We start from the raw sequence: 21961 nt of genomic DNA on the forward strand, positions 1-21961 counted from the left end.
GCGCGTTTTTTATTGGGCGAGTGATCGTCGAACGGCTCAGCGCAGCTTCTCGTTGCGCCGTATCTCGCTGCTGAGCTGCGCCGTCATCCGCGTGGCCGCGCGCCGTGCGGCCAGGCCGTAGTCGCCGTTGAACTCGCCGAACTCCGCCGTGCCGTTGCCGACCGCGCGCACGCGCGTGACTTCGGCGCCCGCGGTGTCCGTCACCACGCAGGCCACCTCGGCCGTGAAGGCGGTGGGCGGCCAGGTGATCCATGAGGACGAGCTCGAATCGGTCCTGATCTGCGGCGTGAACACCAGCGACACGCCCGCCGCCTCGTTGGCCTTGGCATCGCCGGCGGTGCGCAGCACGACCACGTTGCGGTAGACCGCGCGCAGCGCGTCGCGGATCGATTTCTCGAGGTCGCGGTACGGGTAGTAGCTCACGCGGTCGCCGCTGCCGCCGGCGGTGGTCACCTGCAGGTCGCGTTGCGCGTCGGTCATCACGTAGGCCACCTTCTTGGGAATGAGGTGGGCGGCCGACCGGGGCGGTGCGGTCTCGGTGATCATCGTGATCGGGTGGGCGCAGCCCGCCAGCAGCACGGCGGTTGCCAGCACGGCAGCCAGCCGGGGCGTCAGGAAAGAAAGAAGCGTCATGGTGCGTTCCCGTCCTTACTGCGCAGGCGGCGCGATGGCCGCGACGAATTGCGGATCGGCATACACCTGCCGCAGCAGCGCCCGCACCAAGCGCGGGTACGCGGCCTGCCCGGCGGGCACGGCCACGATGTTGGCGTAGCTCGAATCGAAGGCGATCTCGCCGCGGTAGGTCTTGCGCAGCGTCTGCGCGGCGTTGCGCGTGACGGTGACTTCGACGTCCATGCGGCCCGAGCCGTTGATCACGCCCAGGTCGAGTTCGTTGACGAGGATGCGCGCTGCGATGCGGGTCGGCGCCTTGGGGTCGTAGACCGAGATTTCGCCCAGGTCGCGCATCAGCGCGTCTTCGAGGTACTGGGCGAAGGTGCCGCTGGGCGACACCAGCCTGGCGCGGCGCAGGCCCAGGGTGTTGATCCTGTCGTTGGGGTCGGTGGGTTGCACCTTGGCCACCGCGACCTTGCCGGGGTTGTGGGCCTCGAGCCGGTCGAGCGCTTCGTAGTCGGCGGCATAGGGCGGCGCGCCGAGCTGTGCGCAGCCCGTGGCCAGTGCCGCCAGCAGGAGCGCGCCGGTGCGCCAGCGCACGCCCTGCGGTCTGGAGACGATCGCCATGTCTTGAACCCCCTCGTCCGAGATGTCTTCTTCTCCCCGGCGCGAGGGTAGCAGGCATCGCGCCGCGCGCGAAGGCGGCGCGAAAGACTCAGATCGGTTCGAGCACGTGGATGCGCTTGCTCTCGGTGAGCTCCTTGGTCTGGGCGCTGAAGGCCGCCATGTGCGGCGCGACCGCGTGCGCCTGCAGGGCCGGCAGCGAGGCCCACTTCTCGATCACCACGAAGGTGTCGGGCCCGAAGCTGGCCTTGGACGGGGGAATGCCCTGTGCGTCGATCGTGGCCGCGTATTCGATGCAGCCCTCTTCGGCGAGCACGGCGGCGCGGTTGGCCTTGAAGGCTTCGAGCAGAAGGGCGCGCTGGCCAGGCTTGGCGGTGATGACGGCAACGACTTGGATCATGGAACAGGGTCTCCGGTGAAGTGACATGAACTGAGGAATGGAACGACCGAATCTACGAGATCGCACGCCGGCGCGCAGGTCCGGTGGGCGACAAGGCCGGCATGCACATGCCGCATGCGACAGTTACCCGCGAGACACACTCTCGCCCCGCCACGGTCGTGTCGAGGTCATAGGATCGGGTCATCTTCCGCATCGACCTGCCTTTGCCATGTTCATCGTCACCCTGACCTACATCCGTCCGCTCGAGGAACTCGACGCGCTGATGGATGCGCATGTCACCTGGCTCAAGAAGCACTACGCCAGCGGCCTGTTCGTGGCCTCGGGGCGCCAGGTGCCGCGCAAGGGCGGCGTGATCCTCGCGCGCTCGGGCGACCGCGAGGGGCTCGAGGCGGTGCTGGCGCGTGACCCCTTCGTGCAGGGCGGCGTCGCGCGCACCGACGTGATCGAGTTCATCCCGAGCATGACCGCGCTGAGCGTCGAGGTGCTGCGCGGCTACTGAGGACCGCGCAGCCCCGGCAGCCGAACGATCAGGCCCCCGGCATTTCCTCGCGCCCGTCCGGATGCCGCGCAAAGCGCGCGGCCTCGGCGCCATGCACCGGCGCCGGGTCGGCCCAGGGCCAGCCGCCGAACTGGGTGCGGCGGTAGTCGGCCATCGTCTGCGCGATCTCGGCCTGCGTGTTCATCACGAAGGGGCCGTACTGCGCCACCGGCTCGCCGATCGGGCGGCCCTGCAGCAGCAGGAACTCGCCGTCGCCCTCGGGGCCGTTGCACAACTCCACGGCCGTGTCGGCGCGCAGCTCGATGGCCACCGGCCCGTCCACGCGCCGGCCCGCCACCTGCGCGGTGGCGCCCTTGAAGAAATACAGCATGCGCCGCGTGCCCTCGCCGGTGGCGGGCGGCAGCGTCCAGCGCGCGCCGGGCGTCATGCGCAGCGTCCAGATCGCCAGGTCGGCGCCCGCCTGCGCGGCCCACGAATCGGGCGGCGGCGCGAGCGGGTCGATGGCCGCCTGGGCCTGCGCGTCATCGCGGCCGAAGCGCCCGGCGATCACCGCCACCTCGGTGCGGCCGCCCTGCGCGTCGTCCGAGGCGAAGCGCGGAATCGCCTCCGACCAGAACATCGTGAAGTGCGGCTCGGCCATCTTGTTCTTCGCCGGCAGGTTGAGCCAGATCTGGAACAGCTCCAGCGGATTCGGCGCACCGGCGTCCAGCAGCGGGAACATCTCCGAATGCACGATGCCCTTGCCGGCCGTGAGCCACTGCACGTCGCCGCCGCCGAAGCGCGCCGTGGCGCCCAGCGAGTCGGAGTGGTCGACCAGGCCCTTGCGCACGATGGTCACCGTCTCGAAGCCGCGGTGCGGGTGCGAGGGAAAGCCCGGCACCGTCTCGCCGTGGTACATGCTCCAGCCGTCCTTGCGGCTGAAGTCCTGGCCGATCTGGCGGCCGGCCAGCGAGGCCTCGGGGCCCATGCGGCCGTTGCCCTTCGGGTACGCGTCGTCGTGGTAGACGCAGAACAGGAAGGGGTCCAGCGTCTGCCACGGGAAGCCGAGCGGCTGGACCTGGACGATGGGAGACGCGCTGTGGTTGTCGTTGCTGTCGGACATGTCGGTATTCCTTGGTGAGGCAGGCACGGCCGTCATGCGGGCCGTGCCGGAACCAGGAATATCGGGGCGGCGCCGCCTTTCGGTAGGTGCCTTGCGCGCAACGATCAAGAGCGCATATGGAACGATGGGCATCGTCCGGCCCCCGCGTTCACTGCGAGGGCATCTCGGCGTTCGGGTCCATGTAGACCAGTTCCCAGATGTGGCCGTCCAGGTCCTGGAAGCCGTGGCCGTACATGAAGCCGTAGTCCTTCGGCTCGCGCGGCGTCGTGCCGCCGGCGGCCACCGCCTTGGCGACCAGATCGTCGACCTCGGCCCGGCTCTCGCACGACAGGCACACCAGCACCTCGTTCTCCTTGCGGGCGTCGGCGATGCCCTGGTTCGTGAAGGTCTTGAAGTAGTCCTCCATCAGCAGCATCGCGTGGATGCTGCCTTCGTGGATGACCATGCAGGCGGCGTTGGCGTCGGTGAACTGCGGGTTGAAGGTGTAGCCCAGCGCGCCGAAGAAAGCCTTGCTCTTGTCGAGGTTCCGGACGGGGAGGTTCACGAAGATCTGCTTGGTGGCCATGGTGTCTTTCCTGTATCGATGAAGGGTGGATCGGGTGTGTGTCGGCGTCTTTGTGTACGCCGTCCACAAAAGATACCAAAGAAAATGGACGGTGTCCACATGATTTTTCGAAGCACCGGAAATCGGCCGGCACCACCTCGTTGAGGGGGAAAAAGAGCGGGCATCATGAACACCATGGAAATCGAGTTCAAGTTCTGTATTCCCGCCGGCCGCCTGAAGGCCGTCGAAGCCGCATTGCGGCGCGGCGCCGTCGTGCGCACGCGCCTGCAGGCCCGTTATTTCGACACCGCCGACCAGCGCCTCGTTGCCGACGGCATGGTGCTGCGGCTGCGCAAGGAGGGCCGGCGCTGGGTGCAGACCGTCAAGGCCGCCGGCGACAACGCGCTGCACCGGCTCGAGCACAACGTCGACCTGGGCACCGGCGCCACCGCGCCCGCCATCGACCCCGCGCGCCACGCCGGCACGCCCGTCGGCGAGCGGCTGGCCCGCCTGCTGCAACCGACTGATGGTGCCCCTGTGCCGCTGGTCGAGCGCCAGTCGACCGACATCGTGCGGCTCACGCGCGACCTGCGCGTGAGCGGCCCGGCCGGCGCCGTGGTCGAGATGGCGCTGGACGTCGGCAAGGTCGTCGCGCACGCGGGCACGCCCGCGCAGCGCGCCTCGCCCGTGTGCGAGCTGGAGCTCGAACTCAAGAGCGGCGACGTGCAGGGGCTCGTGGCGCTCGCGCGGCGCTGGTCGCAGCAGCACGGCCTGTGGTTCAGCACCGTCTCGAAGGCCGAACGCGGCATGCGCCTGCTGGCCGAACAGGAGACGGTGCCCGCCGTGAAGGCCGAAGCGCCGCGCTTTTCCGCTCACAGCCGCGACGGCCGCGCCCTCCAGCAGGCCGTGGTCGCGTCGTGCCTGGACCAGATGCTGCCCAACGCCAGCGAGATCGCCGCGGGCAGCACCGACGAAGAACAGATGCACCAGCTGCGCATCGGCATCCGCCGCCTGCGCACCGCGCTGCGCGAACTGGCGGGGCTCGATGCCGACGCCAGCCGCTTCGATGCCGCCACCTGGGAGCCGCCGCTGGTCGACGCCTTCCGCGCGCTCGGCGAACTGCGCGACCGCGAACAGGTCGTGAAGCTCGCGCAGCCGCGGCTGCGTGAGGCGGGTGCGCCGGAGGTCGATCCGCTGGCGGGCGATGCCAGCGATGCGGCTGCCGCGCCGGCGCTGACACCCGGCGACATCGTGCGCGCCGCCGCGTTCCAGGACGTGCTCGTGTCGCTGATCGGCTTCACCGCTGCCGCACCCGAGTCGACGGGCCCGACGCCGCTCGCTGCCGACGCGGCCCTTCAGTTGCTGCGCGAGCGGCTCCAGCGCTTGCACAAACAGGCGGTGCGCGACGGCCGGCGTTTCGAATCGCTCGCCACCGAACACCAGCACCGCGCGCGCAAGCGGCTCAAGCGCCTGCGCTACCTGGCGGAGTTCGTGGCGCCGTTGTTCGCCGAGGCGGAAGGCGGCAAAAAGAAGAAGGACGCGGCCGAGCGCTACCTGAAAGCACTGCGCCCCGCGCAGGACGCGCTGGGCGAATTCAACGACGAAGCCGTGGCGCTCGCGCTGTACCGCGAGGTCGCGGTGCGCGACCCGCGTGCGTGGTTCGCGGTCGGCTGGTTCAGCGCGCGACGCGCGGCAGGTGCGAAGGCGTGCCGCAAGGCGCTGGAGACGATCAGCGAGGCGCCGAGGTTCTGGAAGAAGAACTAAGAAGAAACAACAGGCGAAACGAACGCCGGGCCACGCGGCCTGCGGCATTCGTCAACGGTCGGTCAATCAGTGATGGTGCCCGTGCGCCCCATGCACATGCCGGTGCTCGATCTCCACCGGCAGCGCCGCGCGCACGTCCGTCACCTGCAGGCTGAACTTCAGCGCCTTGCCGGCCCAGGGGTGGTTGCCGTCGAGCAGCACGACCGGGCCCTTGATCTTGGTCACGGTGAAGACGTGCTCGGTGCCGTCGTCGAGCCGGCCCTGCAACTGGCCGCCGACCTTCACGCCGGGTGGGAACTCGGTCTTGGGGATGGTGCGCACCAGCGCCTCGTCGCGCAGGCCGAAGGCGTCTTCGGGGGCGAGGTTCAGCGTGGTCTGGTAGCCCTTTTCCTGGCCGTCGAGCGCCTGCTCGATCTTGGGCAGGGTGTTCTCGTAACCGCCATGCAGGTAGGCCATCGGCTCGGGGCTGGCTTCGATGAGCTTGCCCTGGGCGTCGGCGACTTTGTACTTGAGGGTGACGACGGTGTCTTTTTCGATTTTCATGGCGGGCATTTTCTGTGGAAATCGATCTGCGTCCGAAGTCAGGTCATCCGCGCCCGCCACACATCCGGCAACGCCTCCTCCTCCCGCAGCTTCTGCGTCACCATCCCGATGAACGCCGACACCGCCCGCGGCAGGTGCTTGCGGCTCGGGTAGACCACGCTCAGCCCGTGCCCGGTGCGCTGGTACTGCGGCAGCACCGGCACCAGCCGCCCGGCCTCCACATCGAGCCGCCCCATGGCCGGCGGCAGCAGCGCGATGCCCAGGCCGGCGATGGCGGCCTTGCGCAGTGCCTGCGCGGTGTTGCCGCTGAAACGACCGCCCACCTGCACTTCTTCTTCCTTCCCCTCGGGCCCGGTCAGGCGCCACGTGGTGCGGCCGCTGGGGTGGGCGGGGGTCACGCAGTCGTGATCGGCCAGCTCGCCCAGCGTGGCGGGCGTGCCACGTGCGGCCAGGTAGGCGGGGCTGGCGACGAGGCCGTCGGTGCGCGGGCCGAGCAGCTGGCGGGCGACGTACCCCGAGTCGGCCAGGGCGCCGCCGCGGAAGGCGATGTCGATCTGCTCGGCAATCAGGTCGGCTTTTGCGTCGCTGAGCACGAACTCGACGCGCACCAGCGGGTACGCCGCCAGGAAGTCGGCCACCCAGGCCATGGGGAAGAAGTCGAAGAAATCGGCCGTGGCCGCCACGCGCACGCGGCCGCTGGGTTCCTGGCTGCCAGTGATGAGCGCCTGCCCGGCCTCGACCAGCCCGTCGACCGCCTCCGCGCACTGTTCGTGAAAGGCCTGCCCGGCGCCGGTGAGCGTGAGCTTGCGCGTCGAGCGCTGCAGCAGCCGGGTGCCGAGCTGCGCCTCCAGCTGCTGGATGCGCCGGCTTACGGTGTTGGGCGGCAGGCCCAGTCGGCGGCCGGCCTCGGCGAAGCTGCCGTGGCGCACCACCTGCACGAAGACGGCGATGTCGTTGAGGTCGAGCATGGCGGGGCCTATTCCTTCTGTTGGTGGACGAGTGCAATCCGACTCTACCGTCTAGTCGATCAATGCGTGCGTGCCTAACCTTCAGTCCATGGCCTTTCCGGCCTTCGACCACCTCATTTCATTCAGGAGCACGCACCCCATGACCGGACAGCAACAACAACCCCGCATCGGCATCGTCATCGGCTCGACCCGCGAAGGCCGCTTCGGCGAGAAGCCCGCGCACTGGATCCACGAGATCGCGAAGCAGCGCACCGACCTCGCCTTCGAGCTGGTCGATCTGCGCGAGCACCCGCTGCCCTTTTTCAACGAAGCCGGCGCGCCCGCCTGGGGGCCGGTGAAGAACGAGGCCGCGCAGCGCTGGCAGGCCAAGCTGGCCACCTTCGACGGGCTCATCATCGTCACGCCCGAGTACAACCATGGCCCGAGCGCGGTGCTGAAGAACGCGATCGACTGGGCCTACAAGGAGTTCATCCGCAAGCCAATCGGCTTCGTGGGCTACGGCGGCGTGGGCGCGGCGCGGGCCGTGGAGCAGCTGCGGCTGGTCGCGGTCGAGATGCAGATGGCGCCGGTGCGCCACGCGGTGCACATCGGCATGGTCGAGTTCCTCGGCATCTGGCAGCAGGGCAAGTCGTTCGACGACTTCCCGCACCTGGCGCAGTCGGCCACGGGCCTGCTCGACGACATGGCGTGGTGGACCCGCGCACTGAAGACCGCCAGGGAGGCCGCATGACCACCGCCGTGGCAACAGACACCCGCGCCATCGTCTACCGCACGCGCGGCGCGAAGCATGGGCCGATCGCGCGGCTCATGAGCCCCGGCGACCTGGGCGAGTACCTCAAGCCCTTCGTGTTCCTCGACCTGTTCGGCTTCGATGTCGACGGCGGCCACAAGGGCTTCGGCCTGCACCCGCACTCGGGCATCGCCACGCTGACCTGGCTCATCGAAGGCGACACGCTGTACGAGGACACGACCGGCGAACAGGGCGTGCTGCGCGGCGGCGGCGTCGAGTGGATGCGCGCCGGCAACGGCGTGTGGCACACGGGCGCACCGGCGCCGGGCGTGAAGCGCGTGCAGGGCTTCCAGCTCTGGGTGGCGCTGCCGGCCGCGGAGGAAAACGCGCCCGCGCAGAGCATCTACCTCGCGCCCTCGCAGGTGCCGCAGGAAGGCCCGGCGCGCGTGCTGCTCGGGCGCCATGGCGCGGCGCAGAGCCCCATTCCAGCACCCTCGCCGATGAACTACCTGGCCGTGCAACTGAAGGACGGCGAACGCTGGCGCTACACGCCGCCCGCCGGCCACACGGTGGGCTGGGTGGCGGTGAATGCGGGCCGGCTCGACGCGGGCGACGGCACCGGCGGTCCCATCGGCACGGGCGAGCTCGCGGTGTTCGAGGAATCCGGTGCGGCCATCGACGTCGTGGCGCAGGGCGACACGGCCTTCGTGCTCGGCTCGGCGGTGCCGCATCCGCACGAGCTGGTGATGGGCCACTACTCGGTGCACACGAGCCGCGCGACGCTCGACCGGGGCGAGGCCGAGATCCGCCGCATCGGCGCGAAGCTGCGCGAGGAAGGCCGGCTCCGCTAGCCTGAACCGCGCGTAAGCCAGCATGCGCCGCGCGAGCGGCTGCGCCAGAATCGTTCGCTTCTGTTTTTCGCGAACGATCCCGCAGCCGCCCGCCATGAATCTCGTCGACGCCTTCGCCGCCCACGCCACCCGCTTCATCGACATCCGGCGCGACATCCACGCGCACCCCGAACTTGGTTTCGAGGAGCACCGCACCTCCGAGAAGGTCGCGAACCTGCTGACCGAATGGGGCATCGAGGTGCACCGCGGCATCGCGGGCACGGGCCTGGTCGGCGTGCTGCGCAAGGGCACGGGGGCCCGCACCATCGGCCTGCGCGCCGACATGGACGCGCTGCCGCTGCACGAAGCCAACGAGTTCGCCCACAAGTCGACGAACCCCGGCCGCATGCACGCCTGCGGCCACGACGGCCACACGACGATGCTGCTGGCCGCCGCCTGGCATCTGTCGCAACAAGGGCCCGATGATTTCGACGGCACCGTGCATTTCATCTTCCAGCCTGCCGAGGAGATGGGCAAGGCGGGCGCCAAGAAGATGATCGACGAGGGCCTGTTCGAGCGCTTTCCGTGCGACGCGGTCTTCGGGCTGCACAACTTTCCCGTCGGCGACGTCGGCCGCTTCGCGCTCAACGAAGGCGCGCTGATGGCATCGAGCAACACCTACAAGATCACCGTGCGCGGGCGCGGCACGCACGCCTCGATGCCGCACACCGGCATCGACCCGGTGGCCGCGGTGGTCACGCTGGCGCAGCAGCTGCAGACCATCGTGGCGCGCACCATTCCCAGCACCGAGCGCGCACTGCTGGCGGTCACGCAGCTGCAGGGTTCGGATGCGCCGAACGTGATTCCCGATGTGGCGACGGTGGGCGGCACGATCCGCACCTTTTCCATCGAGGCCATCGACAAGCTCGAGGCGCGGCTGCGCGAAGTGGCGGCCGGCGTGGCGGCGGCGCATGGCTGCACGGCCGAGGTGTACTTCAACCGCTCCTCGCCGCCGACCGTGAACCATCCGGCCGAGGCGCGCTTTGCCGCCGGCGTGATGCGCGAGGTGGTGGGCGACGACATGGTCACCGACAACTTTCCCGCCGTGATGGGCGCCGAGGACTTCGCGCACATGCTGCTCGCGCGGCCCGGTTGCTATGCGTTCCTGGGCAATGGCGACGGCGACCACCGGCTCGATGGCCACGGGCCCGGCCCTTGCATCATCCACAACACCTCGTTCGACTTCAACGACGAGATCATCCCGATCGGTGCCAGCTACTTCGTGAAGCTGGTGCAGCGCTGGCTGCCGTCGGGCACCTGAAAAACGACTTTTTTTGTTGACGATGAAAGCGGCCACCTCGATGACTTTTCCCCTGTTCACCCGACGTTCGCTGGCTGCGCTTGCAGCCGCCGTGGCCCTGGGCGGCCTTGGCGCCGCGCACGCGCAGCAACGCGTGATCCACATCATCGTGCCCTTCGGCACGGGCGCCGTGCAGGACACGGTGGCGCGCGCCTTCAACAACGAGCTGGGCGTCGCGCTCGGCGGCAGCGCCATCGTCGAGAACCGCGCGGGCGCGGGCGGCACGGTGGGCGCGGCGGTGGCGGCCAAGGCGCCGGCCGACGGCAACACGCTGGTGCTGGCGGCGGCCAGCCACAACATCGCGGGCTTCCTGTACAGCAAGCTGCCCTACGACCCGCTGAAGGACTTCGTCGGCGTGGCCAACGTGGGCAATGCGGGCTACGTGCTGGCGGTGGCCAGCGGCATGAACGTGTCGACCACGGCCGACTTCATCAAGGAGGTCAAGGCCAACCCCGGCAAGTACAACTACGCCTCGGCCGGCAACGGCAGCGCCACGCACCTGGCGATGGCGTCGTTCCTCGCGAAGGCGGGCCTGCAGATGACGCACATCCCGACCAAGTCAACCGGCGAGGCCGTGAACGAGGTGCTTGCGGGCCGGGTGCAGGCGGTGATCTCGTCGAGCATCGGCGTGATGGGCTTCCAGGACGACGCGCGCGTGAAGCTGCTGGCCTCCACGGGCCAGGCGCGCAGCCCCTTCCTGCCGAAGCTGCCGACGGTGGGCGAGAGCGGCCTGCCGGGCTATGCCTTCGATTCGTGGATTGGCCTGCTGGCACCGGCGGGCACGCCGAAGGCCGAGGTCGAGCGCATCAACGCGGCGACCAACAAGGTGCTGGCCGATCCGGCGATCCAGGAACGCTTCAAGCGCCTGGGCGTGGAGCCGCGCAGCCAGAGTGCCGAAGCCTTCCAGAAGCTGCTGCGTGCGGACTGGGATGCGATGGGGGCGGTGGTGAAGGCTTCAGGGGCGAAGGTCGACTGACCTTTTGTTGTTGTCCGGGTTGGTGCTCCTGTCCGGGGCGCGTGCCCGGGCCACCGGGTACTTCCCTCCGCGAATGTCCCCCGGGGCTTCGCCCCTCCTCCTTGATTTCGCTGCGGGAAGCACCCAGTGTCCCGGGCACGGGGCACGCTGTCGGTTCTCAGCTGATCAATCACCGTACTGCCCAACGAGCACGTCGATGGGGTGCCTTGCGCAGCGAAATCAAGGGGGAGGCCGCAGGCCGGAGGACATTCGCGGAGCAAGGCTCCCCGTCGGCGGGATCGCCGCCCTGAACGGCCCGTTCGTTCACAGATATCACAGAACCCCAGCGACCGAAAGAGCGCTTGCCCCGCAGATATCTACAAGATATGTACTTAATATATTTAAACTGAGACAGGTCTCCATGCAGCCGGGCCCTGTCGTTTTTCATTGTTCCCAACCCTAGGAAGAAGCATGAAGTCACAAGCAGGCATGGTTTCCTCATTCAGTCTCGCGGGCCTGGTCGCCCTGGCCGTGGCCAGTCCCGCGCAGGCCCAGGAGCAGGTGGTCAAGATCGGCCACAGCGGTCCGCTGTCGGGTCCCAACGCCTTCGCAGGCAAGGACAATGAAAACGGCATCCGCCTGGCCATCGAAGAACTCAATGCGAAGAAGCTCAGCGTCGGCGGCAAGACGCTGAAGTTCGAGCTGGTCTCCGAAGACGACCAGTGCGACGCCAAGACCGGCGTCAGCGTGGCGCAGAAGTTCGTCGACGACGGCGTCAAGTTCGTCATGGGCCCGTACTGCTCGGGCGTGGCCATTCCGGCCTCGCGCATCTACAGCGACGGCGGCACGCTGGTGTCCACCGTGGGCACCAACCCGAAGGTCACGCAGGGCGGCTACAAGAACCTGTACCGCATCATCGCGAGCGACAACCAGATCGGCGGCGCCATGGCCGTGTACGCGGCCAAGGAACTGAAGGTGAAGAAGGTCGGCGTGATCGACGACCGCACGGCCTTCGGCCAGGGCCTCGCCGAAGAGTTCACCAAGGAAGCGAAGAAACAGGGCCTCACCATCGTCGGCCAGGAGTTCACCACCGACAAGGCCGTCGACTTCACCGCCATCCTGACCAACATGAAGGGCAAGGCGCCCGAGGCGATCTTCTTCGGCGGCTACGCGCCGCAGGCCGCGCCCATGGCGCGCCAGATGAAGCAGCTGGCCGTGCCCGGCAAGCTGCTGGGCGGCGACACCGTGTGCAGCCCGGCCACCGGCAAGATCGGCGGCGACGCGGTGAATGACCTGGTGTTCTGCGCGCAGGGCGGCTCCATGCTGGAGAAGGCGCAAAGCGGCCCGGCGTTCAAGGAGAAGTTCAAGAAGCGCTTCAACATCGATCCCGACGCGTACGCCGCCTCGTACTACGACCAGGTGCTGTTCATCGGCGAGTCGATGAAGAAGGCCAACGCCATCGACCCCGACAAGGTCGGCGCCGAGCTCTACAAGGCCACCTACAAGGGCGTGGCCGCCACCTACGCGTACGACGACAAGGGCAACATGAAGCAGGCGCCCATCACCGTCTTCACCTTCAAGAACGCGGCCCCCGTGCCGATCGCCAGTTACTGAGTGAGCCTCACACCCATGCAACGCATCCAGGTCATCGACTCGCACACGGGCGGCGAGCCCACGCGCCTTGTGATCGGCGGCTTTCCCGATCTGGGGAAAGGCTCCATGGCCGAGCGCCGCACGCTGCTCGCAGACCAGTACGACAAGTGGCGCGCCGCCGCCGTGCTGGAGCCGCGCGGCAGCGACGTCGTGGTCGGCGCGCTGCTGTGCGAGCCGGTGTCGCCCGATGCCGCGGCGGGCGTGATCTTCTTCAACAACGCCGGCTACCTGGGCATGTGCGGCCACGGCACCATCGGGCTGGTCGCGAGCCTGGCGCACATGGGGCGCATCGGCGTGGGCGAGCACCGCATCGAGACGCCTGTGGGCACGGTCACGACCACGCTGCACGCAGACGGTTCGGTGAGCGTGCGCAACGTGCCCGCGTACCGGCACCTGCACCAGATGGCGGTCGAGCTGCCGGGCCACGGCACGGTGCGCGGCGACGTGGCGTGGGGCGGCAACTGGTTCTTCCTCGTGAGCGAACACGGCCAGCGCGTGGCGAGCGACAACCTCGCGGCGCTGACCGACTACACCGCCGCCTTGCGCAAGGCACTGGCGGCGCAGGGCATCACGGGCGCGAACGGTGCGGAGATCGACCACATCGAACTCTTCGCGAACGATGACGAAGGCGCCGACAGCCGCAACTTCGTGCTGTGCCCCGGCAACGCCTACGACCGCTCGCCCTGCGGCACCGGCACCAGCGCCAAGATCGCCTGCCTCGCGGCCGACGGCAAGCTCGCGCCGGGCGCGGTGTGGCGGCAGGCCAGCGTGATCGGCAGCGTCTTCGAGGCGAGCTACGCGATGGACGGCGACCAGGTCGTTCCCACGCTGCGCGGCCGCGCGCACATCAGTGCCGAAGCCACATTGCTCATCGACGACGAAGACCCCTTCGGCTGGGGCATCCGCCTCTGACACCGGGGCGCATGGACGCGGACGTCATCGTCATCGGCGCCGGCATCGTCGGCGCGGCGTGTGCCCATGCGCTGGCGCAGGCCGGGCGCCGCGTGCGCGTGCTCGACGCGCGCCTGGGCGGCGCCACCGGCGCAGGCATGGGCCACCTGGTGGTGATGGACGACAACGCGGCCGAGCTCGAACTCAGCCGCCATTCGGTCGCGCAATGGCGCGCGCTCGCGCCGCGCCTGGGCGCCGACTGCGCCTACAGCCCCTGCGGCACGCTCTGGATCGCGGCGAACGACGAGGAAATGGCCGAGGCCGAACGCAAGCAGCAGCGACTGGGCGCGCTCGGCATCGAGAGCCGCCTGCTGGGCGCGGCCGAACTCGCACGCGCCGAGCCCGCGTTGCGCCCCGGCCTGTCGGGCGCACTCGAAGTGCCGGGCGACGGCATCCTCTATGCACCGAACGCCGCGCGCTGGCTGCTCGCGCAGCACGCGGCGTTGGTGCAGGTCGAGCACGCGAAGGTCGAGGCCATCGAGGACGACGGCACGCTGCGCCTGGCCGACGGCAGCCGCCGCCGCGCGCCGCAGGTCGTGCTCGCCAACGGCATCGAGGCGACGACGCTGTGCCCCGAGCTGCCGATCCGCCCGAAGAAGGGCCACCTGCTCATCACCGACCGCTACCCGGGCACGGTGCGCCACCAGCTCGTCGAACTCGGCTACGTGACCAGCGCGCACCACAGCGACGGCGACTCGGTCGCCTTCAACGTGCAGCCGCGGCCCACGGGGCAGCTGCTGGTGGGCTCGTCGCGCCAGTTCGACACGACCGACCTGGCCGTGGAGGCACCGATGCTCGCGCGCATGCTGCAACGCACGCTCGACTACCTGCCGGGGCTCGCCGACCTGAATGCCGTGCGCGCGTGGACCGGCCTGCGCGCCGCCTCGCCCGACGGCCTGCCGCTGCTGGGCAGGCATCCGTGGCGCGAGAAGCTCTGGCTCGCGGTCGGGCACGAAGGGCTGGGCGTGACCACGGCGCCGGGCAGCGCGCACGTGCTCGCGGCGCTGATGACTGGTGCAACGCCCGATTTCGACGCCGCGCCGTATGCGCCGCGCGGCCTGCGGGAGCGGGCATGAGCGCTCAAACCTTGCTGCACATCGACGGACAGCCTGTGCGCGTGAAGGCGGGTAGCTCGGTCGCCGCTGCCTTGCGCATTGCGGGCGGCATGGGCGCGGCGCGCACCTCGGTCACGGGCCAGCCGCGTGCGCCGCTCTGCGGCATGGGCGTGTGCCAGGAATGCCGCGTGCAGATCGATGGACGGCGACGCCTCGCCTGCCAGACCGTGTGCGCCGACGGCATGCGCGTGGAGACGACGGCATGAGCGGCGTGGCGTTCGACACCTGCGATGTGCTGGTCGTCGGCGCGGGCCCCGCGGGCATGGCCGCGGCCGTGGCGGCGGCGGCCAGCGGCGCGTCGGTCGTGGTGATCGACGACAACCCCGCACCCGGCGGACAGATCTGGCGCGACGGCCCCGGCGCGTCGCTGCCACCGGCGGCACGCCAGTGGCGCGAGGCGCTCGCACGCCACGCGAACCTGCGCGTGCGCAGCGGCACGCGTGTGGTCGCCGCGCCTGCTTCGCATGAACTGCTGCTCGAAGACGCCGAGGGCGCGACGCGCATGCGATGGACAAAGCTCATCCTGTGCACCGGCGCCCGCGAGTTGCTGCTGCCCTTCCCCGGTTGGACGCTGCCCGGCGTGACGGGCGCGGGCGGGCTGCAGGCGCTGATCAAGGCGGGCCTGCCGGTCGAGGGCGAACGCATCGTCATCGCGGGCAGCGGGCCCCTGCTGCTGGCCGCTGCAGCCACCGCCAAGGCGGCGGGCGCGCAGGTGCTGCGCATCGCCGAGCAGGCCTCGTTCGCCTCGGTCGCGGCCTTCGGTGCCAGCCTCGTGCGCTGGCCCGGCAAGGCCGTGCAGGCGCTCACGCTGGCCGACACGCAGTACCGCACGGCGTCGCGCATCGTCTCGGCACAGGGCACGACGCAGGTCGAATCGGTGCGGCTGCGCCAAGGTGATCGTGAGGTCGAGATGGCCTGCGATCGCATCGCCTGCGGTTTCGGGCTCACGCCCAACACGCAGCTGGGCCAGTTGCTCGGCTGCGCGCTCGCGGGGCCGGGGCTCGCGGTCGATGCGTTGCAGGCCACGAGCGTCGCAGGCATCTACGCAGCCGGCGAATGCACCGGCTTCGGCGGCAGCGAGCGCGCGCTGGTGCAGGGCACCATCGCCGGTCACGCCGCCGTCGGCGAGGCCGCGAAGGCCCGCACCCACGACCGCGAGCGCGCCCGCTGGGACGCTTTCGCCGCCCAGCTGCACCGCCGCTTCGCGCTGGCCGACGACCTCAAGGCCCTGCCCCGTCCCGACACGCTCGTGTGCCGTTGCGAGGACGTGCCGTTTGCCGCGCTCTCGGCCTGCACCGGCTGGACCGACGCCAAGCTGCACCGCCGCTGCGGCATGGGCGCCTGCCAGGGGCGCGTGTGCGGCGACGCGGCGCAGTTCCTGTTCGGCTGGACGCCGCCCGCGCCGCGCCCGCCGCTGGTGCCGGTGCGCATCGAGACACTGGCCGGGCTTGCAGCCCCCGGCGACGCCCGACAATGACGGCCACGCATCCGCACACGCACGAGCACATCCACACCCCCACCATGGCTGCCCCGAAGACCGCTCCCCGACCCCCGCCCAAGCGCCGCGCGGCCGACCTAGCCTACGACGCCATCGAGGCGCTGCTGTCCACCATGCAGCTGGAGCCCGGCAGTCAGATCGTCGAGGCCGAGCTGGCCGAGCGCACGGGCCTGGGCCGCACGCCGGTGCGCGAGGCGCTGATGCGCATGGTGTCGATCGGCCTCATCGTGCAGCAGCCGCGCCGCGGCCTGCTGGTGTCGACCATCGACCTGGCCGACCACCTCGACGTGATCCAGACCCGCCGCGTGCTCGAGCAGCTGATCGCCGCCTGCGCCGCGCGCCGCGCCACCGCGCCGCAGCGCCAGGCCATCGTGCGCTGCGCCGAGGCCATGGTCGAGGCCGCGGGCCGCGGCGACCTGAACGACTACATGCAGGCCGACCGCGCGCTCGACCTCGTCACCCACCAGGCGAGCCACAACGACTCGGCGGTGAAGGCGGTGGTGCCGCTGATCGTGCAGTGCCGGCGCTTCTGGTACGCCTACCAGCACGAGGGCGAGATCGTCGAGGGCGCCAACGCGCACCTCGAACTGGCGCAGGGCATCGCCACCGGCGACGAGGCCGCGGCCATCGCGGGCGCCGAGCGGCTCATGGACTACCTCGAAGTCTTCGCCCGCAAAATCATCGACAAGTAGGCCGAAGGGCCTCGCCTGCCCCCGCCCACACCGGGGAACTACGCGTGATCTGCCGGCGCCTTCGCCGCATACTGGCCCGATGGCCGCTGCACCCCGCGCTCGACCCGAAGACTTCTTCACCCCCGACGAGTGGCAATCGCTCACCGCGCGCTCGTCCTGGCGAGGCCTGTGGCTGGTGGCGCACTGCTGGGGCGTGATCGGCGCCGCGATGCTCGTGGGCATCGTGTGGCCGTGGACGATTCCGCTCATGGTGCCGATCGTCGGCACGCGCCAGCTGGGCCTGTTCATCCTCATGCACGACGCCGCGCACGCGGGGCTGCACCGCAATCGCAAGGTGAACGACTGGGTCGGCTACTGGCTGTGCTCGCCCACGCTGCGCGACTACCGGCCGTATCACCTGCAGCACCACCGCTTCGTGCAGCAGACCGAAGACCCGGACCTCGTGCTGTCTGCGCCCTTCCCGATCTCGCGCGACTCGATGTGGCGCAAGGTCGCGCGCGACCTCAGCGGCCAGACCTTCTACAAGCAGCGCTTCGGCCACATCGCCGACGCCCTGCGCCAGCGCGCGCCGGGCGAATCGGCGCTGCGCGTGTTCGTGCGCGAACTCGCGAAGGACAGGCGTTTTCTCATCGGCAACGGCCTGGGCCTGCTGGCCTTCACGCTGGCCGGCGTGTGGTGGGCCTGGGTGCTGATGTGGCTGCTGCCGATGGCGACCTGGCTGCCGCTCGTGAGCCGCGTGCGCAACATCGCCGAGCATGCGCTGGTGGCGCAGAACGAGGCCGACCCGCTGCGCCAGGCGCGCACCACGCACGCCGGCTGGCTCGAACGCATCTTCGTGGCGCCCTACTGGGTCAACTACCACTGCGAGCACCATATGTTCACCAACCTGCCCTGCTGGGCGCTGCCGAAGGCGCACCGCCTGCTGCAGCGCCAAGGCGCGACGGCGCGCATGGAAGTGCAGCCCGGCTACCTGCAGCTGCTGCGCCAGGCAGCGCCAGTGGCGTAAGCCTTCAGCGGCTGGGCACAGGCACCGTCGCCACCGGCTGCCCACCGCGCTGCGCCTGCTGGCTCAGCCAGATGCTCGCGATCACGATGCCGATGCCCGCCATCTGCCAGCCCGAGAGGCTCTGGCCCAGCAACGCCCAGCCCAGGATCACCGCCGTCACCGGGCTCAGGAAGGCCAGCGGCGCGATCGCCGAGGGCTCCAGCCGCGCCACGCCGCGGAACCACACGATGTAGGTGAGCGCGGCGCCGACCAGGCCGAGCCAGGCGAAGCCGACCCAGTTCATCGCCGTGAGCGCGGGCAGCGGCGGCTCCAGCCACAGCGCCACCGGCAGCAGCAGCAGGCCGCCGGCCGTCAGCTGCCAGGCCGTGAAGGTCAGCGCCGACACCGGCGGCTGCCAGCGGCGGCTCAGCACCGTGCCGAAGGCCATCGACACCGCCGCCGCGAGCGCCGCGGCGATGCCCAGCGCGTCGAGCGCGGCGTTCGGCGTGAGCACCAGCAGCGCCACCCCGCCCATGCCGATCACGGCCGCCGCCACCGACAGCGCGCGCACCGGCGCGCCCAGCAGCAGGCCCGCGAGGAACACCACGAACAGCGGCTGCACCGAGGTGATGGTGGCCGCCACGCCGCCCGGCAGCCGGTAGGCGGCCAGGAACAGCATCGCCCACAGCACCGAGAAGTTCAGCGCGCCCAGCAGCAGGATGCGTCCCCACCACGCCCGGGGCGGCAACTGGCGCACGATGAGCATCAGCAGCAGGCCGGCCGGCAGCGCGCGCAGCAGCGCCACCGTCAGCGGGTAGTTCGCCGGCAGCAGCTCGGTGGTCACGATGTAGGTGCTGCCCCAGACCGCGGGCGCGATCGCGGTGAGCAGGAGGTCGGTGGTGCGGGAGGTCATGGCTCGAATCTAGGGCGTTGACCTGTGGTTGTGAATGCTCGAATAATGAATTGATTCTTTACTGACAGTCGTCAATCGAGCGCCGGCCCATGGACCATCTCACCGCCCTCAAGGTCTTTCGCACCACCGCCGCGGCGGGCAGCTTCGCCGGCGCCGCGCGGCAGCTGGGGCTGTCGGCGGCGGCCGTCAGCAAGAACATCGCCGAGCTGGAGGCGCACCTGAAGGTGCGGCTGATCAACCGCACCACGCGCAGCATGAGCCTCACCGAGGCTGGCGCGGCCTACGTGGAGCGGCTCGCGCGCATCCTCGACGACCTGGACGAGGCCGACGCCGCGCTGGCGCCCGTGGGCGCGAGCCCGGGCGGCGTGCTGCGCGTGAGCGCGCCGCTGACCTTCGCGCTGACCTGCATCTCGCCGCACATCCCCGCCTTCCTGGCGCGCCACCCGAACCTGCGGCTCGAGCTGAACCTGCAGGACACCCGCACCGACCTGATCGGCGAGGGCTACGACCTCGCAATCCGCGGCAGCGACCGGCTGGAAGATTCGAGCCTGGTCGCGCGCGAGCTCATGACCATGACCCACGTGCTGTGCGGCGCGCCCGGCTACTTCGCGGCCCACGGCCGGCCCGCCGCGCCCGAAGACCTGAAGGCCCACGAGTGCGTGCAGTTCACCCTGTCGGGCCACGCGAACAAATGGACCTTCCGCCGCGCCGGGCGCAGCGTGGCGGTGCCGATCGACGGGCGCTACAAGGTCAGCTCCAGCATCGCCGTGCGCGACGCGCTGCTCGCCGGCTTCGGCCTGAGCCTGGTGCCGCGCATCTATGTCGAGCAGGAGCTGGCGGCGGGCCGGCTCGAAGCCGTGCTCGCCGACTGGGAGGCCGACCGCACGCCGGTGTACGCCGTGTACCCCTCGCGTCACCTGGCGGCGAAGACGCGGGCCTTTGTCGACTTCCTGCTGGAGCGGTTCGCGGCGCGGTGAGGTGCGCGGGGGCTAGTCGCCCGCCGGCTCGGCGATCTCGGGCGCTTCCCACCCCAGCAGCTCGGCCAGCCGCTGCACGATCCAGCCGGCCTCGGGCACCGACACGCCCGATTCCGGCGTGGCCAGCCCGGCGTGGATGCGCCGCAGGATCTCGCTTTCGACCGGCACCTCGGTGTGGTGCTGGATCTGCGCATGGCCCACGAGGTGGCCGGCGAGGTCTTCGCAGATCTCGTAGCGTGCGCGCACCACGTCGATCGGTTCGCGCAGGCGCTGGCGCGCGTCGCTGTAGACCGCGAAGAACGAGGGCGGGATGTAGATCTGGTTGTCGTCGGACATGGCGGCGCGTGATGCAGGGCAGGCCCTAATGACAAAACGCGCCCGGGGGCGCGTTCGTCGTGGCTCCGAAGAAAGAGCCGCGGGGGCTGGATCAGCCGCCCTTGCTCGGGCGCTTGCCCGGGTTCTTCTTGCTGCGCGTGGCGGTGCCGCGCTCGAGGCTGATCTTCTGGCCGCCACCGTTGCGCGGCACGGTGTAGCCGGGCATGGGCGTCGGCTTCGGGCTGGCAAGACGGTCGGCTTCGGTACGGATTTTCTTGGGCATGGAAAGCTCGGATAAAAAAGATGTTCGACCCCCGATTAGGCCACATCGGCAGATTTCGTCTGCCAAGCGCCCAAACAGGAGCATGGGAGGGATGTCAGGTCGACTGCGGTGTCAGCAGGCGCACCTTGACGCTCTTGCCTTTCACGCGGCCGTTGCCGAGCTTGCGGGCGGCTTCTTCGGCAATGCCGCGGTCCACCGCGACATAGGTCGAGAACTCGTTGACGTTGATCTTGCCGACCTGGTCCTTGGTGTAGCCGCAGTCACCGGTCAGCGCGCCCAGCACGTCGCCGGCGCGGATCTTTTCCTTGCGCCCGCCGACGATCTGCAGCGTGGCCATGGGCGGCGTGAGCGGTGCGCCCTTGGCGGGCGTGAGCTCGGCCAATGGGTGCCATTCGGACTCGCGGCCCTGCAGCAACTCGATCTTTCCGACGAAGCCCATCTCGTTCATGCTGGCCAGGTTCAGCGCCAGGCCTTCCGAGCCGCCCTGCTGGCCCACGCGGCCGGTGCGGCCCACGCGGTGGATGTGGATTTCGGAGTCGGGCGTCACGTCGACGTTGATCACCGCTTCGAGCTGCGCGATGTCCAGCCCGCGCGCCGCCACGTCGGTGGCCACCAGCACCGAGCAGCTGCGGTTGGCGAACTGCACCAGCACCTGGTCGCGCTCGCGCTGCTCCAGCTCGCCGAACAGCGCCATCGCGCTGAAGCCCTGCGCCTGCAGCACGTCGACGAGGTCGCGGCACTGCTGCTTGGTGTTGCAGAAGGCCAGCGTGCTCACGGGACGGAAATGGTCGAGCAGCAGGCTCACGGCGTGCAGCCGCTCGCTGTCTTTCACCTGGTACCAGCGCTGGCGGATCTTGCTGCCTTCATGCTGGGCCTGCACCGTGATCTGCTCGGGGTTCTTCATGAACTGCTGCGCGAGCTTGGCGATGCCTTCGGGGTAGGTGGCCGAGAACAGCAGCGTCTGGCGTTCCTTGGGGCACTGGCGCGCCACCTTCACGATGTCGTCGAAGAAGCCCATGTCGAGCATGCGGTCGGCCTCGTCGAGCACCAGCGTGTTGAGCGCCGAGAGGTCGAGGTTCTCGCGCTCCAGGTGGTCCATGATGCGGCCCGGCGTGCCCACCACGATGTGCGCGCCGTGCTCCAGGCTGGCGATCTGCCCGCGCAGCGCGACGCCGCCGCACAGCGTGACGACCTTGATGTTTTCTTCGGCGCGCGCCAGGCGGCGGATCTCGGTCGTGACCTGGTCGGCCAGCTCGCGCGTGGGGCACAGCACCATCGCCTGGATGGCGAATCGGCGCGGGTTCAGGTTGGACAGCAGCGCCAGCGCGAAGGCGGCGGTCTTGCCGCTGCCCGTCTTGGCCTGGGCGATCAGGTCCTTGCCCAGCAGGGCGGGCGGCAGCGCGGCGGCCTGGATGGCCGTCATCTGCGTGTAGCCGAGCTGGGTGAGGTTGGCCAGCATCTGGGGCGACAGCGCCAGCGTGGCAAAGCCGTGGGGTTCGGCCTGGAGGCCGCCGGCTGGGGAGGTGGTGGAGTTCATCGTTCGGCAGCCGGAGACAGACAGACAGGAAAACGCAAAGGGGAAAAAGTGACGGCCCGGAAAAGACAAAGGCCTTGCAGGGCCCCCTCCGGGAGGGCGCTCTGCAAGGCC

Annotated in this window: 25 protein-coding genes; 14 read left to right on the plus strand and 11 right to left on the minus strand. The window is 69.9% G+C overall.

The window, feature by feature from the left end; genetic code table 11:
• Positions 1–36 precede the first annotated feature (36 nt).
• The 3 genes from AC1RL8_RS23545 to AC1RL8_RS23555 form a co-directional block, all read right to left on the minus strand.
• Entirely contained in the window at positions 37–633 is a 597-nt protein-coding gene (locus AC1RL8_RS23545) for a hypothetical protein (protein WP_492686743.1), read from the minus strand.
• A 15-nt stretch (positions 634–648) separates the two neighbouring features.
• Positions 649–1239: a hypothetical protein gene (locus AC1RL8_RS23550; RefSeq protein ID WP_492686742.1), complete on the minus strand. Its 591-nt coding sequence runs from the start codon at positions 1237–1239 to the stop codon at positions 649–651.
• A gap of 88 nt (positions 1240–1327) precedes the next feature.
• Positions 1328–1636 carry a putative quinol monooxygenase gene (locus AC1RL8_RS23555; RefSeq protein WP_159274194.1) on the minus strand — a complete coding sequence of 103 codons (309 nt, stop codon included), beginning with the start codon at positions 1634–1636 and terminating at the stop codon, positions 1328–1330.
• A gap of 208 nt (positions 1637–1844) precedes the next feature.
• Between AC1RL8_RS23555 and AC1RL8_RS23560 the strand changes: the two genes are divergently transcribed.
• The gene (locus tag AC1RL8_RS23560; RefSeq protein WP_062473524.1) at positions 1845–2135 is read left to right on the plus strand and encodes a YciI family protein; all 291 of its coding nucleotides are present in this window, start codon (positions 1845–1847) and stop codon (positions 2133–2135) included.
• Between the two features lie 28 nt (positions 2136–2163).
• On the opposite strand, the gene AC1RL8_RS23565 is transcribed toward AC1RL8_RS23560, so the two are convergent.
• Entirely contained in the window at positions 2164–3237 is a 1074-nt protein-coding gene (locus AC1RL8_RS23565) for a pirin family protein (protein ID WP_492686741.1), read from the minus strand.
• A gap of 148 nt (positions 3238–3385) precedes the next feature.
• A complete protein-coding gene (locus tag AC1RL8_RS23570) occupies positions 3386–3802 on the minus strand; it encodes a VOC family protein (RefSeq protein ID WP_095747343.1) in 417 nt (138 codons plus the stop codon).
• Positions 3803–3967: 165 nt separating this feature from the next.
• Between AC1RL8_RS23570 and AC1RL8_RS23575 the strand changes: the two genes are divergently transcribed.
• On the plus strand, positions 3968–5545 hold the full coding sequence (locus AC1RL8_RS23575; RefSeq protein WP_492686740.1) for a CYTH and CHAD domain-containing protein: 1578 nt from the start codon (positions 3968–3970) through the stop codon (positions 5543–5545).
• 66 nt (positions 5546–5611) lie between these two features.
• On the opposite strand, the gene AC1RL8_RS23580 is transcribed toward AC1RL8_RS23575, so the two are convergent.
• Positions 5612–6088 (minus strand): FKBP-type peptidyl-prolyl cis-trans isomerase, encoded by a 477-nt coding sequence (locus AC1RL8_RS23580; protein WP_062473516.1) that lies wholly within the window; start codon positions 6086–6088, stop codon positions 5612–5614.
• A gap of 38 nt (positions 6089–6126) precedes the next feature.
• On the minus strand, positions 6127–7056 hold the full coding sequence (locus tag AC1RL8_RS23585) for a LysR family transcriptional regulator (protein WP_492686739.1): 930 nt from the start codon (positions 7054–7056) through the stop codon (positions 6127–6129).
• 139 nt (positions 7057–7195) lie between these two features.
• On the opposite strand from AC1RL8_RS23585, the gene AC1RL8_RS23590 reads away from it, so the two are divergent.
• From AC1RL8_RS23590 to AC1RL8_RS23640, 11 genes are all read left to right on the plus strand, one after another.
• A complete protein-coding gene (locus AC1RL8_RS23590) occupies positions 7196–7786 on the plus strand; it encodes an NADPH-dependent FMN reductase (protein ID WP_062473622.1) in 591 nt (196 codons plus the stop codon).
• Positions 7783–8637: a pirin family protein gene (locus AC1RL8_RS23595; protein WP_492686738.1), complete on the plus strand. Its 855-nt coding sequence runs from the start codon at positions 7783–7785 to the stop codon at positions 8635–8637. The genes AC1RL8_RS23590 and AC1RL8_RS23595 overlap by 4 nt, the downstream gene beginning before the upstream one ends.
• Before the next feature lie 94 nt (positions 8638–8731).
• Positions 8732–9937 carry a M20 aminoacylase family protein gene (locus tag AC1RL8_RS23600; RefSeq protein WP_492686737.1) on the plus strand — a complete coding sequence of 402 codons (1206 nt, stop codon included), beginning with the start codon at positions 8732–8734 and terminating at the stop codon, positions 9935–9937.
• A 40-nt stretch (positions 9938–9977) separates the two neighbouring features.
• Positions 9978–10952 (plus strand): tripartite tricarboxylate transporter substrate-binding protein, encoded by a 975-nt coding sequence (locus tag AC1RL8_RS23605; RefSeq protein ID WP_492686736.1) that lies wholly within the window; start codon positions 9978–9980, stop codon positions 10950–10952.
• Between the two features lie 450 nt (positions 10953–11402).
• Complete coding sequence (locus AC1RL8_RS23610; protein WP_070063320.1) at positions 11403–12545, plus strand: branched-chain amino acid ABC transporter substrate-binding protein; 1143 nt, start codon at positions 11403–11405, stop codon at positions 12543–12545.
• A gap of 15 nt (positions 12546–12560) precedes the next feature.
• Positions 12561–13496, plus strand: a complete 936-nt coding sequence (locus AC1RL8_RS23615) for a 4-hydroxyproline epimerase (RefSeq protein ID WP_492687092.1) — start codon at positions 12561–12563, stop codon at positions 13494–13496.
• 11 nt (positions 13497–13507) lie between these two features.
• Positions 13508–14611, plus strand: coding sequence for an NAD(P)/FAD-dependent oxidoreductase (locus tag AC1RL8_RS23620; protein WP_492687091.1), 1104 nt, complete (start codon positions 13508–13510; stop codon positions 14609–14611).
• Positions 14608–14856, plus strand: coding sequence for a (2Fe-2S)-binding protein (locus AC1RL8_RS23625; protein WP_492687090.1), 249 nt, complete (start codon positions 14608–14610; stop codon positions 14854–14856). The genes AC1RL8_RS23620 and AC1RL8_RS23625 overlap by 4 nt, the downstream gene beginning before the upstream one ends.
• The gene (locus AC1RL8_RS23630; protein ID WP_492687089.1) at positions 14853–16127 is read left to right on the plus strand and encodes an FAD-dependent oxidoreductase; all 1275 of its coding nucleotides are present in this window, start codon (positions 14853–14855) and stop codon (positions 16125–16127) included. The genes AC1RL8_RS23625 and AC1RL8_RS23630 overlap by 4 nt, the downstream gene beginning before the upstream one ends.
• Before the next feature lie 44 nt (positions 16128–16171).
• Positions 16172–16840 (plus strand): GntR family transcriptional regulator, encoded by a 669-nt coding sequence (locus AC1RL8_RS23635; RefSeq protein ID WP_062482582.1) that lies wholly within the window; start codon positions 16172–16174, stop codon positions 16838–16840.
• Between the two features lie 79 nt (positions 16841–16919).
• The gene (locus tag AC1RL8_RS23640) at positions 16920–17846 is read left to right on the plus strand and encodes a fatty acid desaturase family protein (RefSeq protein ID WP_492687088.1); all 927 of its coding nucleotides are present in this window, start codon (positions 16920–16922) and stop codon (positions 17844–17846) included.
• 4 nt (positions 17847–17850) lie between these two features.
• On the opposite strand, the gene AC1RL8_RS23645 is transcribed toward AC1RL8_RS23640, so the two are convergent.
• Entirely contained in the window at positions 17851–18738 is an 888-nt protein-coding gene (locus AC1RL8_RS23645) for an EamA family transporter (RefSeq protein WP_492687087.1), read from the minus strand.
• Positions 18739–18827: 89 nt separating this feature from the next.
• Here AC1RL8_RS23645 and AC1RL8_RS23650 point away from each other — a divergent pair, with 89 nt between their 5' ends.
• The gene (locus tag AC1RL8_RS23650) at positions 18828–19715 is read left to right on the plus strand and encodes a LysR family transcriptional regulator (RefSeq protein WP_492687086.1); all 888 of its coding nucleotides are present in this window, start codon (positions 18828–18830) and stop codon (positions 19713–19715) included.
• A 12-nt stretch (positions 19716–19727) separates the two neighbouring features.
• On the opposite strand, the gene AC1RL8_RS23655 is transcribed toward AC1RL8_RS23650, so the two are convergent.
• From AC1RL8_RS23655 to dbpA, 3 genes are all read right to left on the minus strand, one after another.
• Complete coding sequence (locus AC1RL8_RS23655; RefSeq protein WP_095747332.1) at positions 19728–20051, minus strand: hypothetical protein; 324 nt, start codon at positions 20049–20051, stop codon at positions 19728–19730.
• A 91-nt stretch (positions 20052–20142) separates the two neighbouring features.
• Positions 20143–20313 (minus strand): hypothetical protein, encoded by a 171-nt coding sequence (locus AC1RL8_RS23660; protein ID WP_167395080.1) that lies wholly within the window; start codon positions 20311–20313, stop codon positions 20143–20145.
• Positions 20314–20407: 94 nt separating this feature from the next.
• On the minus strand, positions 20408–21850 hold the full coding sequence (gene dbpA / locus AC1RL8_RS23665) for an ATP-dependent RNA helicase DbpA (protein ID WP_070063311.1): 1443 nt from the start codon (positions 21848–21850) through the stop codon (positions 20408–20410).
• Positions 21851–21961: the final 111 nt, after the last annotated feature.

The organism is Variovorax sp. GW822-FHT04E09 (assembly GCF_058800845.1).